Genomic DNA, 15,979 nt, shown 5'->3' with positions numbered 1-15,979 from the left:
CCTTTTATTTTGCAATGGCAACGATACCGCGAGTTTTCGGCTTATTGCCATCTAATAAAATGTAAAAATATATTCCGGGCAACAATGGTTTCCCTCTGTCATCTCTCCCATCCCAATGGATGCTCCTGACTCCGGGTCGATGTATTTCTTTCTGGATTTGATTATGTAAATCAAATATTTTCAATACAGGATCCGCCACGTCCAATTTCTCGAAATTGAATTCCACCTCATCGTTGATGCCGTCGCCATTGGGCGTAAACGGGTTCGAACGGACAATGATTTTAGCGCCTTTGGTCACAAAACTATAGACGCTATCTGCCGCATTTCCTGCGACATCTTCCGAATGAAACCTGACAGTGATTTTTTGTCGCGACGGCAAGGCAATCTGCGGAACATATTTAACAGAAAATGTATCCAAAGCAATATCTTGAATTTCTTCAATAACTAAATTGTTGTATTGAACCTCCGAATTGAGAACGATTAGCTTTATTTTAGATTTATCAACTTGCGTTTGCTCATCCCACGTTTTTATATTGATTGATGTCGTCGTGGGTACGTTTCTGTCATTCAACTTTGGGCCTACGATTACAATCTTTGGCGGAATCGTATCCGGCTGCGGCGGCGGAATCTCAACCGTGAATTGGTACGTTTTAGTCGCCAGATTATTACTAAAATCCTTAATTGAAAATGATACTGTAATAATAGCGCCCGCCTGAAAAGCGTACTCTGGCTGATATTTGACCGTATCTCCGATTCCAAAAACGTTTGGAATAAACTGCAAACTGTCATTTGAAATTTTCTGTGAATCCACAGACATCGATGCCGTAGAAAGATCAACTCCTGTTTCGTGATCTACAACGTAAAGAACAATAGCAGTGCTGTCGTCAACATTAGTTTCATTTGGCTGTGGATGAATCGCGAAAATTTTTGGTAGTACGGTATCTTCCTGTACAGAAATAATAGAAAACTTATAACTCGTATCCGCAGGATTTGAATCAAAATCAGCAGCATAAAAATAGACATTAACCACAGAGCCCTGTTGAAAGGGAGCCGATGGCCTATACACGATATTGTACGCCGCAGAATCCCCTGAAAAAGTAATGAACGAATGATTTATCTCATTTGAGTCGATTTTCAAAATAACTTTTGAACTATCGACACCAGGGCTTGTATCAGTAACTTTGATGACAATATTTGTTGTGTCTTCAACAACCTCATTGGGTTTTGGACTGATCAGAGTGATAATTGGCGACATCGTATCTTTACCCGTATTTGCTTTCTCAATTTTAAATGAATAACTCGTATCCGCCCAATTGCTCGCCGAATCCGCAACGCCAAAATGAACATTGACTGTTTCATTGAAAGAAAATGCAATATTTGGAACAAATTGAAATTGGTAACCTTGACCGTCAAATGAGATGTTGACCTTTCCTTGCTGCGCGTTATTTACAGTGAAGACGTATGAACTTGTATCAATTTTGCAGAGCGTCTCCGGTACATAAATTGCAATATCTGTCGTCGGCGCTGCAGTGGTGTCTCCCGGCAACGGACGAAGCACTTGAATTTCCGGCATTGTTTCAATGATAAATGAATAAGTCGTATGCGATATATTAGGTGCAAAATCAGATACAGAAAAATGCACTGAAATTGTGTCTCCCATGTCAAATGGCACAAACGGGAATCTGATTGTGTCGCCGATACCTTGAGTAGTTGTATTAATTATCAAATCTTGGTTATCAATTACGTTACCATTTATTTTGAGCTCAATAGTGGATAAATCGACACCTGTATCCGCATCTTCGACAAACAAGATAATTTCTGTGCTGTCATTTACACAATGATCGTCAGGTAAAGGAGTGATAACTTCTATCACTGGCGGTATCGAATCATTTGGCTGTGGAGACGGCGCGGAATTAACAGCAAAAACATAGCTCGTATCCGCCACATTTCTGGCAAAATCTTTGACAGAAAAATTTACGTGTACGGTAGAATCATAAGAAAACGGACTCGCCGGCTGATAATCGACAAAATATCCCACCGACGTTTTCGTGAATGTAATTTCGCTATGGTCGATCACAGCAGCATCAACAGACAATTGTACCGTCGAACTATCGATTCCTGTTTCTAAATCAAAAGTGTAAATCTTGATATTTGTACCAGGATCCACTCCCGTCGCATTTGGTTTGGGAACGTAAACTACTATCCTTGGCGGAATCGTTTCAGGCGGCGGCTCTACTGTAAAGGAGTAACTTGAATCCGCTTTATTACCTGCTTTGTCCTTTACAAAAATATCCACAGGAACCGTGTCGCCATATTGGAACGGCTGCGATGGATTGTATGTCACGAAAAATCCAGCGGGAGTTTTATTAAAAGCTAATTTGCTATGTTCAATTAGCACAGAATCAACCTTTAATGCGAGAAACGTGGTATCAATGCCGCTCTCAAAATCAAATACATAAAATTTTACATCCGTCAAATCATCCACATTGGTGGCATTCGGTAGCGGACGAATGATAGCAATTTTGGGCAAAATAATTTCAGAGCGGATTTTGAAATAATAGCTCGTATCCGCCCAATTGCCGGCTGAATCAACAATTCCAAAATAGACATTTACAGAATCACCGCTTGAAAATGTATCTGCCGCAACAAATTGAAATTCATAACCCAAACCGTCAAACGAGATGTTGACGTTCCCTTGCTGCGCGTTATTTACAGTGAAGACGTATGAATTTGTATCAATTTTGCAAAACGTCTCCGGGACATAGACCACAATATCCGTGGTCGGCGCCACAGTGGTGTCTCCCGGCAGCGGACGAACCACCCGAATTTCTGGCGCTGTTTCAATGAAAAATGAGTAGCTTGTATCCGCTTTATTCCCTGCGAAATCGGATACCGCAAAATAAACAGAAATGGAATCCCCCATGCCAAATGGCACTAACGGATGGAATCTGAGAGTGTCGCCAATGCCTTGCGTGTTAGGCGTAGCAATTATATCACTCGTATCAATTACAGACCCATTTAGTACGAGTTCGATAGTTGATACAGCTACGCCAGTTTCCAAATCCTTCGCAAACAAAACAATTTCAGCGCTGTCATCGACGCAATGCTCCGCCGGAACAGGATTGATTATCTCAATAATCGGCGGAATCGTATCAGGCGGTGAAGCGACTACAAAATGATAACTTGTATCAGCCTGATTGCTCGCCATATCTGAAATACTAAAATAAACATTTACTGTATCATTGTAATGAAACGGCGCTGTCGGGATAAACTGAAATTCGTAACCGGTCCCGTCAAAGGATATGTTCATACTTGTCCGCGCGGTATCATTCACGGATAAACTCACTGAATTTGTATCGATCTTACAAAGCGTCTCCGGCACGTAAAGCACAATATCCGTGGTCGGCGAAACGCCAATTTCTCCCGGCTGCGGATGATTTGCTTGAATTTCAGGCGTCGTCTCAATGATAAACGAATAGCTGGTATCGGCTGAATTCCCGGCGATGTCAGAGATTAAAAAATTGACATTTATCGTTTCGCCATTTGTAAATGGAGTTTTTGGCTCGTAAATTATTGTATCCCCTTTATTGAATGATTTGAAAATCAAATCGGAAAGTGGAATCGATTGAAGATTTATTTTCAAATCCGCAGTGTTGATATCAATTCCTGACAGACTATCAATTGCCACGATTACAATCGAAGCGCTGCCATCTACACAATTTGCATCAGGCAAAGGACTGACTATTTCAATTTCAGGCGGAAATGGCTCATTCTCAATGGTGAAGCTGTAACTCGTTTCCGCAAAATTACCGACCAAATCACCAATGCGAAAATAAACCGAATCAACCGAACCCCAGGCGAACGGCGTCGCCGACTGGTATTTTATCGAATCTCCCTGGCCATCATTGAAGAAATCCAATGCCGCATGATCGATTGTGTCGCCATTAACCACAAAAATCACCGTCGAGGAATCAATACCGCAATGCGTCTGCGGGACATAAAACGCGATATCCGTTGAAATTGGCACATTGACTGCATTGGGCTGCGGACGCACAATTTTTATTTCCGGAATCGTTTCGATAATAAATGAATAGCTGGTATCGGCGGAATTGCCGACAATGTCAGCGATTGAAAAATTGACATCAACGTTTTCACCGTAGCCAAACGGGACGGTCGGAAAATATTTCACCGTATCACCTGAAGCGTCGGAAGAGAAGATCAGTTCAGATGAGGGAACCGATTTTCCATTTACAACTAAATTCGCTGAATTTTGGTCGATCCCGGATTTGTCATCAGAGACGTAAAATTTAATCCAGGTACTATCATCCACACAGTTCTCATTCGCAAATGGCTGCAAAACTTCGATCGTCGGCTTAATATGGTCACTTTTGATAAAAAATTGATACGCCGTGTCTGCTGCATTATGCGCAAAATCAGTAATTCCAAAAGACACATTCACGGTATCATTCCATTGATAAACTGAAGGCTGATATTTTATCGAATCACCACCTGCGACATGGATGATTGAGTAATCCCTGGGGGAAATTGCAACATCATTAATTTTGAAGACAATACTCGACGTATCAACGCCGGACACGTCGTCCGAGCAAAAAATCACTATGTCCGTATTCAACGAAGTTTCCGTCTGATCAGGCAACGGACGAACTGGCGCAATTTGTGGCGCTGTCGTATCTTTTATCGTGTCGAACCAGAAAGTCGTATCCGCCCAATTTTCCTGTATGTCGGCTATTCGGAATGACACATCCACAGTCTCATTGTAATCAAAAGGCGAATCCGGCTGATATTTTATCGTATCGCCGCTGCCATTCGAAATAAATTGCAGTTTATCCCACGGGATAATTTGATTATTAATTATCAGTTGCGCCGAATTTTGATTGAGCATATTTTTGTTGTCTTTGGCGAAAAAAATCAGCGGTGTTGCCAGCAGCGTCTCAGTTGAAAACGGAATCGGCTGCCTGACCTCAAGCTCAGGCGGTACAGGATCTTTTTCAATATAAAGTCTGTACTGTTTGCGCCCGTAATTTTTGTTCCGCGATAAATCAGTTGCCTCGAGCACCACCCAAACAGTATCATCGTAATTTAATTGCCTCGGCAAAGTAAAATCATAATCAATCTTGAAAAAGCCATCCCGAAAACGTACCAGATGCGGACGCGCTTTGATGATTCGCACTGAAGTGGGACGGACCTTGACAGTAATGAACACAGCGCTGGTATCTATTCCCGAAGGATCGTCATCTTTATGTTGATCGTCGTCATTCGCTGTAAATTTAATAGTAGGAAAGAGAGCTACGCCCTTTTTGTTCGGATAAGGACGCAAATTCGTAAAATAAGGTTTAGTGTGATCGCATGTCAGCGAATCCACAGGTTCAATTTTCATCTGAGTTTGCAAAACTTGATTTTTGATTTTCTGTGCAGTCGTATCCTGAAGGTGAAAACCCGATGATGCCCAGCCCAGATTCCAGAGCAACATCAGACCGATAACCAGCCCGGATTGCCCACAGAACTTAATTCTTCCAGAGCGTTTCATCGCACACCTTTCCCCTTAATTGCATTCAGCAAAATTGGTAAAAAATGAGATTTTTTTTAAAGAAGATTTCCTGGAAGTCGTGCCCCTGATTTTTTAATCGAAAAATGGTGATGAAAATCGAAGATGTCGCCCCTGTAAAATTGCCACTAAAAACTATCTTATGCTTATTTCGCATCTTTTAGAGCGAAAATGCAACTTATCAAATTGAGTGTTACGCGAAAATAAAGTAGTAATTTTTTTTATTGCTATCCCCTTCATTATTAAACTATTATATGATTTTATTTCACAATCTATTTAATTTTATAACTATTTTAATTTATTTACATTTTAGTTATTGATTAATATTAAGTTATTTATTTTTACTATCTTGCACTCATTGTTTAGGACTTTTGTTTTGTCTATTATAATAATTTTATTTTTAAAAATCAAGCAATTTCTTATTTTTTTTCATATTTTTTTATCCTACTTTTCCTGTCGTCAGGGATAGAAATTTTTTGTAAAATTTATATCATATCTTTTGACAAGACAACGGTCGTCCCCTTGTTTGACAATCAACTGAAAATAATGATGAGTTTTGAATTAAGATAAGCATGAGATGATAAGAAAAGGGGGACATCTGAAAATTTTTAGCATTGCAGTTTTTTGAATTTTCCGTCCGCAACGTACAATCAATTGCATTTATGGCAAATAAACGACAAATTTCACAATAAAAAAATATGGCACTAATTGCCGCATAGCGATAAAAACGACGGCGTTGCCCAAAGTACGATTGGAAAGAGAACATTCCAAGGAAGCATTGACAATTTTTGCAGAATGTGCCACGATTCAAGCCTGAATATCCAGCGCCGCTAATTTCCGATACAGGGTTGCCTCGCCGATTTGCAGATCTTTTGCGGTTTTACCTTTGTGGTAATTGTTTTTCTTCAGGACATTCAAAATAAATTGGCGCTCGAATTTTTGCGTGGCTTCTTTCAGACTCAATTCCGGCGATAGCATCTCATCCTTTGATTCCGTAATAATTTCCGGCGGCAGATCATCGAGCGTAATCATCTCCCCCCGACAAAAAATCATCGCCCGTTCGATCGCGTTTTGCAGCTCGCGGATTTCTCCCTGCCATTTTCTGTTCATCAAAAGCTGCATCGCTTTAGGGTCCACGCCGCGCACTTTCCTATTCATCTGACCGCGGAAATTTTGCATGAAATGGTTGACAAGAAGCGGGATGTCTTCCGGCCTTTCGGAAAGCGACGGCAATTTGATGTGAATGATATTCAGGCGATAAAATAAGTCTTCGCGAAAATTGCCGCTTTTCACTTCCGCGGCGAGATCGCGGTTGCTGGCAGCGATGATGCGCACATCTACTGTCTGCGGCTGGTTGCTGCCCACGGGAATGATTTCCTTTGACTCAATGGCGCGCAAAAGTTTTGCCTGAATGGTAATGGGCACTTCGCTGATCTCATCGAGAAAAAGCGTTCCCTTTCCCGCCGCTTTGAAAAATCCTTCCGTTTCAGCGATGGCGCCGGTGAACGCGCCCTTTTTATGGCCAAAAAGTTCGCTCTCAAACAACGTCTCCGAAACTGAAGCGCAATTCAGCGGCACAAATCTCCCCTTCATTCGGGGACTGTTAAAATGAATGGCGCGCGCCACAAGTTCCTTGCCCGTGCCGCTGTTTCCGGTAATGAGCACGTTAGCGCTCGTCTGCGAAACCTGTCGAATGATTTCAAATACCCGCTGAATGGCCGAACTTTTTCCCACAATGTTGTCAAATTTGTACTGATTATTCAGTTCCTGCCGCAAAACCTGATTTTCCGCGGCGATTTCCTTGTGTTGGAGCAATTTGGAAATTTTCAAGTAAACGTCTTCGAAATTCAGCGGTTTGATCAGATAATCGAACGCGCCTTTGCGCAACGCTAATATTGCCGTTTCCATCGAGGCATACGCAGTAATAATAATGAAGGGAATTCTCGGATTAATTTCGACAACTTTTTCCATCAATTCCAGTCCGCTCATTCCCGGCATCGCAATATCGGAAATTACCGCGTCAAACTCATAGCCGCCGCTGAGCAAAGCAAAGGCGTCCTCGGCATTGGAGCATTGCGTGCATTGGTAGCCGCGATTGGCCAACACGGCGGTGAGCGATTCGCGCAAAATTTCGTCGTCATCGACGATGAGCAATTTTTCATTCATCTTTGATTTCATCCAAATCTTTCAAAACGGGCAAAATAATGTGGAACGCGGTTCCCTGATTTTCCTCGCTTTCCGCAACAATTTCTCCGGAAAAGCCCTTGACAATGTTGTAGCAGACCCATAACCCCAGGCCAGTTCCTTTTCCCGGCCCTTTTGTTGTAAAAAAGGGCTCGAAAATATGGTCGAGATATTTTCCCGCAATGCCGGCGCCGTTGTCAATAATTCTGATGATTATTTTTTCACCGACAAGCTGCGTGGAAATTGAAATTTCGCCGTCGGGTCGTCCTTCAAGTGCGTCTCCGGCATTCAGCAAAATATTGATCAGCACTTGCAGTAACTGATCAAAAGAGGCTCTGATCATGGGCAAGCCCGGAAACAAATCCAGATTTATTGTGAGATGTTTCAATCTTCTATCGTAGCGAACAATTTGTATCGCTTCTTCGATGACTTGATTGACTGAAATGTCTTTGACATCCGTGGAAATTGGTTTGGAAAAATTCACTAATTCCCGGACAATGCGCGCGATGCGGTCAATTTGTTCGCGGATAATCTTTAATTTATCTTTGTTCCACTCGTCGTCATCGCGCTCGTAGAGCAATTGCGCCAAAGACGAAATTGCCGTCAGCGGTGAACCGACTTCATGGGCGATTCCCGCGGCTAATTGTCCCACGGCAGATAATTTTTCCGAATGGATGAGTTGTTGCTCCAAACGGCGCTGTTCTGAGATGTCATGCGCGATCACCGAACTGCCGCGATAGTTGTCATTTTCATCCCGAATTGCCGTGCGAGTGATGCGCAGCAATAATTTCCTGCCATCATGCGTGATCCGCTCCGTCTCCCAGTCTTTCACAAAGCCTTTTTCTTTGACGATTTTATTGATCAACTCAATTTCGCGTCGGGATTTTTCATCATTGGGGACAATCAAGGAAATGTGCTTACCAATCATCTCCTCGGCGCTGTAGCCGTACATTTTTTCTGCCTGTTTGTTCCACAACTTGACACAGTCATTTTCGTCCAACACAAAAATCGCTTCCGCCGCATCGTCAAAAATATTGGACAAAAACTGTTGATATTCCTTCAGCGACGCCTCGCTCCTTTGCCGTTCAGTGACATCATTCAGCAGCACGTTGACGCCGATGATGTCTCCGTTTTCTTCTCGCAGTGGTGAAATTTTGAAATCAATAATGCGCTTACCTCGGCGCAGCGACTGGTGCGCCACGGCTGACATCTCAAATGACTCGCCCGTGCGCAGCGTCCGCTCAAATTTTTCAAAAACCCCCTCATCTTTCAGCGCAGGAAACTGCTCGCTGATTGGTTTGTTCAATACCTCATTTTCTCGGATGCGGTACATTCTTTCCAATCCGCTGCCCCAGTAAATGATGCGCAAGTTCCGATCTAAAATAAATAGCCCGATATTCGAGAAATTGACTGCGCTGCGCAACAAATCATTGGCTTTCTCAAATAATTTTTTCTGGCTGGAAATGATTTCCATTTGCGCGTTGTGGTATCGTTTCAGAGCGACAAGCAAAGCGCGTTCAAACTTTTCCGAAAAAAGAACCAGCGCCCGCAGCGCCTGATCCCCGGTGTCGAGTTCTTGCAGCGCCGTGTCGCATATTGTGCGTTTCATGAAAACCAGATTATTCAGAAGCACGTCTACGCCGTGCGAATCACGAATACCATCGTGAGCGATAAATTCATCGATTTCTTTCTCGAGTTTTGCACCATTGCCCAAATTGATTGTCACAAAAAAATCAAACAAATTTTTTCCGCTAGCGCCCCTTAGTTTTTTATCTTCAGGCACCGAAATTTTTTCTTCCCATCGCGACAAAATTGTGTCGCGATGATCACGCAAAAATTGTGCGATCATTTTTGTCAGTAGCTCCTTCACATTAAATCAAAGCCTTCAAATAATAATATGTCATAGTAAAGGAAACCGTCAATTTCAAAATCGTGCCCAAAAGTGTTCCCAGAAATGTGCCCCAGCCGGCCCGCAACGCCTCTTTTCCGCTTTTGCCAATCAGCATTTCAACCACGACAGCGCCCAAAAATGCGCCAATGATTATCCCTAACGGCGGGAAAAACAGCAGCCCCAATATCATTCCGAGAATGGAGCCCCATATTCCCCATTTGGAAGCGCCATATTTTTTCGCACCGGCGACAGGGATGATGTAGTCCAAAATTGTCACGACAACCATGAGCACAGCCATGATGAGCACGAGCTGCGACGTCAGCGGCGGCGTAAAATGTTGAGCAATCGCTAAAATGAGCAAACCAATAAAACTCAGTGGCGGCCCCGGCATTCCGGGTACGACACAACCAATGAGTCCTACGATCATGAGAATCCCCGCAATAATTGCTATAATCGTAAGTACCATAAAAACAATCCCTTCTAATTTTATTAATCATGAAGCGAGTGAAGCTGAATATACAAAATATCTTTAAAAAATGCAAACGGGAAATGACATTTCTTGTCGGTTTAGATTTGCAATATGGTTTTTGAGGAATTTCCGATTGCAGCGTTTTGGTCAGCGCCTGATAAGCGGTCTTTATTTTTAATGCTGAGGAATTTTAATTGAAAATCAATACCGTTAGTTGTTATTTCATCGCTTTTTGAATCACCAGTATTTGCTCAAAAAATCGCGTACGTGGAGATGCGAAATTCCTTCGTACTGTCCGCCCGCCATTTCATCCATGGAAACGACTAATTTGGGAAAATTGTCTTTTACAGCTAATAAATTGCCAAACTCTCTTTCCCGGACTTTTTGATCCGGAATTAAATAAGCAACCTGAACATACAATTTCTCACCATTTTTTTGACAAATAAAATCTATTTCCTTCCCATCGGTTTTGCCGACCGTAACGGAATAGCCACAAATCAACAAATGAGTAAAAACGACATTTTCTAAAATCTGGTTTATATCTTTTTGACGAAAGCCGATTAAAGCATGTCTCATCCCCACGTCTTCAAAATAATATTTTTCTCCGACATCGAATATTTTTTTACCAGAGATATCCGACCGCTTTACCTTGAAAATAAAAAATGCAGAAGCCATGTAATTGCAATAACTTAAGATAAGATTCGGTGACATCTGAATACGTTGAGATTTCAAAAAATCGCTTATCTTTTTTGCCGATAAAAGATTCCCAATATTATCAGCTAAAAATAAGATTAAATTCTCTAAAAAGGCAACATTTCTCACCTGATAGCGCGAAACAACATCTTTCAGGACGATTGTATCATAAACATTTTTAACATAATCAAAAACCACTCTCTCTTCCAATGTCAAATGAATTAAATAGGGCAATCCGCCAAATTTAATGTAATCAAAAAATGCCTGCTGGCTGTTCTCCAAATTATGAAATTCCAAAAATTCAGGATAGGAAAGACTGAAAATTTTAGTTTCAATGTAGCGTCCGCTCAGTAAAGTTGCCAAATCGCCGGACAACATTTTCGCATTGCTTCCTGTGCAAAAAATATCAAAATTTCCCTCAGCCTGAAGGCTTCGCAAAGCTTTCTCAAATTGGTCGATGTCTTGAATTTCGTCTACAAAAAGATAATTTTGCTGAGTCGCAGAAGTTTTGCTCCGGACATATTTCATTAAATCATGATAATCACGGATAAAATCAAATTCGTACAACTCTTTGTTGATAAAAATGATATTTGGATTTTGCTTTTCCTTTCTCAAATGATCCATTATCTGCAGAAGGAAGTAGCTCTTTCCGACCCTTCTTTGCCCCACAATCACTTTAACGATATTTTTATCAATGAAAGGAATAATCTTTTCCAGATAGATATTTCTGTCAATGTAATTTTTCATGTTTTTTAACCCCAAAAATATTTTTATTATTTTAATTATACATAAAACTTTTTGTAAAATCAAGCGTTTTTTTATTTATACATAAAATATTAGAAATTAATTCATGGATTTTCCTCATCATTTTCAAGCCTTTAAAAAAATCCAAACTGCAAGAATGCCATCATTACACTTTAATTCCTAAATTGAGCACCACTTTTTTTCAAAAAGGGATAAAACTTTTTCCACAATTTTCCAGTCATAAAATTAGCATCGAAAATAATTTTTGCAAATAAAATAAGCACGGAGGTCAGTCATGAAACAAAAATGGATCATCATTTCCGTCATTTCCATTGTCTTCATTGCTTTTCTCATTTCTGTGGATTCCGCGATTTCCAAATCTGAAAGCAAAACGGAGCGCGGATTTTTGGGCGTGGTAGTTGAGCCATTGTCTAAAAAGATGAAATCCGACCTCGGCACGGACTACGGCGTGCTCATTGCGGAAGTGGAACTGGACAGTCCGGCGGATGAATACGGACTGACAGAAGACGACGTCATCCTCAAAGTGAACGACATCAAAATCCGCCGTCCCAACACGCTAACCCGCGCCATTCGGAAAATCAAGCCCGGGGAAAAAGCAAAAATCCTGATTTTACGCGATGGGAAAAAGAAAACGCTGGAAGTGAAAATAGGCCAATTGAAAGAGGCGAAAAACTTCGATTTCTCTTTCAAGCCGCAGAAAATGGCAATAAAAATTGCGACAAAAGCCAGACTTGGCGTACATCTCGCGGATTTGAACGAAGACCTCGCCTCTTATTTCAACGTCAAGAAAGGCGCTTTGGTGATTGATGTGGAAGAAGACAGCCCGGCGGAAAAAGCAAACGTGAAAGCCGGCGACGTTATTGTTCGCGTTAACGACGAGAAAGTTGACGACGCCGATGATGTCCGGGAAATTATTGGGGAAGCAGAACCCGATGAAGAAGTGACTGTGGAAGTGGTGCGTCACGGAAAAAATGAGAAATTGACTGCGAAATTGGAAGAAACTGAAAATGAAGAAAATTTTCTCATCATGCCCGGCGAAGGCAAACACGGCGTCATGATGTTCAGCCCGAACAAACTGATGGATATGAACGAAAAAATGCTCCGCTGGTACAGACCGGACAAAAATATTCGCATCGAAAAAAAGAAAATCATCAAAAATTTTGATAATGTAATTTGACATTGTGCTCTCTGAGTTAATCGAGCCGCAGTTGTCTGGACTGGCCCCAGCGACTGCGGTTTTTTTATTTACACAATTCTCCCCTATCGCTCCGCAAAAAATTTAAAATTTTCATTGACTTCGGTCTCATTTTTTAGTATTTTCAAAATGAAAGTTGCTGAATCAAGCAAAAAATTGAGACATTTTTCTTCACAACGCTACTGCCTTTTTTCCGCGATAGTTGATAAAACATAACCGGAGAAATTACCATGAGAGCCAAAATTCATTTCCTCGTCGTTTTACTGCTGGCAACATTCACCATCGCCGGCTACAGCCAAGCCAACTTTGATGTCGCTGCGTACTCGAAATTTTTGCAGGAGCATCAAAACATGGAGACAGGCGATATTCAGACTCTCTATCCGCTGCAGCAAACTTATTTCAAAGGAAACAATCAGTCGCTTTCCATCAGCGATTACAGCTATCTGGATTCTGTCATTGAAAAATTGGAACTGACAACCGATGAATTGGATTTACTTGGCCAAAATCATTTCTTCGCTACGGAGCGGCTCTCCTATTCCTGCTTTGGCGAGGCATTTCACAAGATTTACGGACTCGATCTGCCGGTCTTTGTCTCTACCGATGCCATTTTGCAAGCGGTTCACAATTCTTATGATTTGATTTTAATGGATTTAGAAATTGCATTTTTAGAACAGCAGTTGAGCCATTTTCTGGAATCGTTGTATCAAACATTCCCGCAACTGCTCAGTCAATATCAAAACGAAAGTCAATTGAGCCTATCGCTTGAAGATGTAGATCTGTACGTGACTATTGCCTATTCTTTGTCGCAAAATTCTTTGCAGTTGCCGCAGTACACAAATCAGGAAAAAGTGCAGCAAGTCTGGAATGCGATTTTTAGTGAGCAAATGACAAACATGGCGCTGTTCAGCGAGCATGTGAGGGAAATTGATTTCAGTCAATTCAAGCCGCGCGGTCATTACAACCAACTATTTTTTGACCCGATCACGCTCACCGAAAGAACTCTGGAAAATTATTTTCGCACCATGATGTGGCTGGGCAGAATCGATTTTCTGCTCACGCCTCCGCCGAGTTTCAGCGAACAGCCCTGGACAGAATCCGATCTGAAACGAATGACAATCGACGCTTTCCTAGTGAATGAATTGCTCGATCTGGCTGGCGTGAGAAATTTGCTCGACCAAAACAATCAAATCATCGATGCGCTCGTGGGCGAAAGCGACAATTTGACGCCAACGGAGTTCGTCGTTGCCGCGGACTCCGCGGGAATTCACCACGCCTCGGACCTGCTCGATGATTCCAATTTCCGTCAATTCCAGCAAGCGCTGTCCTCTTCCGTGAATTCTTCCCAGCGAATCTTGTCAAATTTTTTCATCATGGATCCTTTCGCCAGCGAGCCGGACACGCTGCCAGTATCGTTCAAATTAATGGGGCAACGGTTTGTGCTCGATTCTTACATTTTTTCTCAAATCGTGTACGACCGCATTATTTTCAACGGGCGGAAAATCTGGCGTCCCATGCCCGATCCGCTCGATGCGATGTTTGTGCTGGGCAATGACGACGCGCTGTATCTTTTGTCCGAAGAGATCACAAAATACAAATACGCCTCCCAATTGGCTGCACTGCGTTATCTGACTGATGCCTACGATGATTCTTTCTGGCAAAAATCGGTTTACAATCTGTGGCTCAATGCCCTCCGTTCTCTGAATCCAGCAAAAAGGACGGGCTATTTCCCGATTTTCACAAAAACCGCCGCCTGGCACCAGCAAAAACTCAATTCGCAATTAGCCTCCTGGAGCCAACTGCGGCACGATAATTTGCTTTACGCCAAACAATCTTACACCGGCGGCACCGTCTGTTCTTATCCCCATTCCTTCGTGGAACCGAACCTTAGTTTCTTCACTGAAATGAAATTTCTGGCCGAGAATGCGGGCGATATTTTTCAGAGAATTCTTCCCCAAAATAATCCCCTGTGCGACTCTGTGATTTTCCACTGGCAAAGATTCGCCGGCATCATGGGAAAACTCAAAGAAATCGTGCGCAAAGAGATCAATCGCGAAAACTTCACTGACGAGGAAATCGAATTTTTGCAACGCATGTTGTTCAAAGAAAGCGGCAGCGGCGCCCCGCCGTTTTCCGGCTGGTACGCTGATCTGTTTTACGGCTGGGAAAAAGGCGCAAAAATAGACTACCTCGTCGCCGATGTGCACACGCAGCCCACAGACGAATTTGGCAATATCGTGGGCAGAATTTTGCACGTTGGCGTGGGACAAGTGAACATGGGCGTTTTTCTGGCAGACAGTCCGTCCAACGATTTTCGTCCCACCTGTTTCGTGGGGCCTGTGATGAGCTACTACGAGAAAATAACGGAAAACTTCAACAGACTCACCGACGATGACTGGGCAGAGATGGTCAACAATGATCAGACGCCGGAAAGACCCGACTGGGTGAATCTGTATCTAACCGACAAGGCAGGCAAAAAACGCCCGGCAGGAACTGAATTGCCGGGAATCCCCTACACCGCGGTCGAGAGAGCGCAACCGAGGACACCCGAACATTTTCGAGTCATTCAAAATTATCCCAATCCATTCAATCCGAGCACTAAAATTCGCTTCACTCTGCCCGGCGCCGACCAAGTGAAAATTACTGTCTATGACGTACTCGGAAAAGAAGTCGCAGTACTCGCCAATGAAAAAATGGCCGCCGGCACTCACGCCATTGATTTTAACGCCAGTCAATTATCCGGGGGACTTTATTTCTGCACTATTCAGACCGAGGCGGGGAAAGAGGTGATTAAGATGTTGCTGGTGAAGTAGCAATAAATAACGTGGGTAGCAAAATTTTTCGTTTTTTGTTATTTTTCGCTTGACATTCTGAAATTTTTTCGATATAATATGTTACCTTAACTTCAGGATCACAAATGGCACACACGACTCCCACAAAATCTTCTCGCACCCAACCTGAATTACTCGACCAAGGTGCGCACCGCCGTGCGTGTGAAACATTACCGTTACCGGACAGAGCAGGCGTTTGTCTATTGGATAAGAAAAGACTTGTTCTTTTCATACAAAGCAACCCCTAAAATTTTCTAATATTAGAAAAGAGATTCCCAAATTAGTGGACTTATAAACTAATATGTTAGCCTAATATTAAGGAAAGCATTGTTAATTGAAAGATATTATTAAAAATACTAAATTATCTCCAATTGAATTAGCAAAACAT

The 15,979-nt window shown here is 42.3% G+C and carries 7 protein-coding genes; 2 read left to right on the top strand and 5 right to left on the bottom strand.

What is annotated here, in order from left to right; genetic code table 11:
- Positions 1–4: 4 nt before the first annotated feature.
- From GXO74_01140 to GXO74_01120, 5 genes are all read right to left on the bottom strand, one after another.
- Positions 5–5,548 carry a hypothetical protein gene (locus GXO74_01140; protein ID NOZ60263.1) on the bottom strand — a complete coding sequence of 1,848 codons (5,544 nt, stop codon included), beginning with the start codon at positions 5,546–5,548 and terminating at the stop codon, positions 5–7.
- 825 nt (positions 5,549–6,373) lie between these two features.
- Entirely contained in the window at positions 6,374–7,732 is a 1,359-nt protein-coding gene (locus GXO74_01135) for a sigma-54-dependent Fis family transcriptional regulator (GenBank protein NOZ60262.1), read from the bottom strand.
- The gene (locus GXO74_01130; protein NOZ60261.1) at positions 7,725–9,599 is read right to left on the bottom strand and encodes a PAS domain S-box protein; all 1,875 of its coding nucleotides are present in this window, start codon (positions 9,597–9,599) and stop codon (positions 7,725–7,727) included. Before GXO74_01130 ends, GXO74_01135 begins: the two co-directional genes overlap by 8 nt.
- 22 nt (positions 9,600–9,621) lie before the next feature.
- The gene (locus tag GXO74_01125) at positions 9,622–10,068 is read right to left on the bottom strand and encodes a DUF456 domain-containing protein (protein NOZ60260.1); all 447 of its coding nucleotides are present in this window, start codon (positions 10,066–10,068) and stop codon (positions 9,622–9,624) included.
- A 279-nt stretch (positions 10,069–10,347) separates the two neighbouring features.
- Positions 10,348–11,550 carry an ATP-binding protein gene (locus GXO74_01120; GenBank protein ID NOZ60259.1) on the bottom strand — a complete coding sequence of 401 codons (1,203 nt, stop codon included), beginning with the start codon at positions 11,548–11,550 and terminating at the stop codon, positions 10,348–10,350.
- 292 nt (positions 11,551–11,842) lie between these two features.
- On the opposite strand from GXO74_01120, the gene GXO74_01115 reads away from it, so the two are divergent.
- The gene (locus GXO74_01115; GenBank protein ID NOZ60258.1) at positions 11,843–12,745 is read left to right on the top strand and encodes a PDZ domain-containing protein; all 903 of its coding nucleotides are present in this window, start codon (positions 11,843–11,845) and stop codon (positions 12,743–12,745) included.
- Positions 12,746–12,993: 248 nt separating this feature from the next.
- Positions 12,994–15,573, top strand: a complete 2,580-nt coding sequence (locus GXO74_01110) for a DUF3160 domain-containing protein (protein ID NOZ60257.1) — start codon at positions 12,994–12,996, stop codon at positions 15,571–15,573.
- Positions 15,574–15,979: the final 406 nt, after the last annotated feature.

Source organism: Calditrichota bacterium, from assembly GCA_013152715.1.
GTDB lineage: Bacteria > Zhuqueibacterota > Zhuqueibacteria > Thermofontimicrobiales > Thermofontimicrobiaceae > 4484-87.
This window is presented reverse-complemented; position numbering and strand designations above follow the sequence as displayed.

What these genes read in the sequence shown, in the direction of transcription:
- GXO74_01135 (NOZ60262.1), bottom strand. Translation starts at nt 7,732, where the DNA reads ATGAATGAAAAATTGCTCATCGTCGATGACGACGAAATTTTGCGCGAA.
- GXO74_01110 (NOZ60257.1), top strand. Translation starts at nt 12,994, where the DNA reads ATGAGAGCCAAAATTCATTTCCTCGTCGTTTTACTGCTGGCAACATTC.
- GXO74_01115 (NOZ60258.1), top strand. Translation starts at nt 11,843, where the DNA reads ATGAAACAAAAATGGATCATCATTTCCGTCATTTCCATTGTCTTCATT.
- GXO74_01120 (NOZ60259.1), bottom strand. Translation starts at nt 11,550, where the DNA reads ATGAAAAATTACATTGACAGAAATATCTATCTGGAAAAGATTATTCCT.
- GXO74_01130 (NOZ60261.1), bottom strand. Translation starts at nt 9,599, where the DNA reads ATGATCGCACAATTTTTGCGTGATCATCGCGACACAATTTTGTCGCGA.
- GXO74_01140 (NOZ60263.1), bottom strand. Translation starts at nt 5,548, where the DNA reads ATGAAACGCTCTGGAAGAATTAAGTTCTGTGGGCAATCCGGGCTGGTT.
- GXO74_01125 (NOZ60260.1), bottom strand. Translation starts at nt 10,068, where the DNA reads ATGATCGTAGGACTCATTGGTTGTGTCGTACCCGGAATGCCGGGGCCG.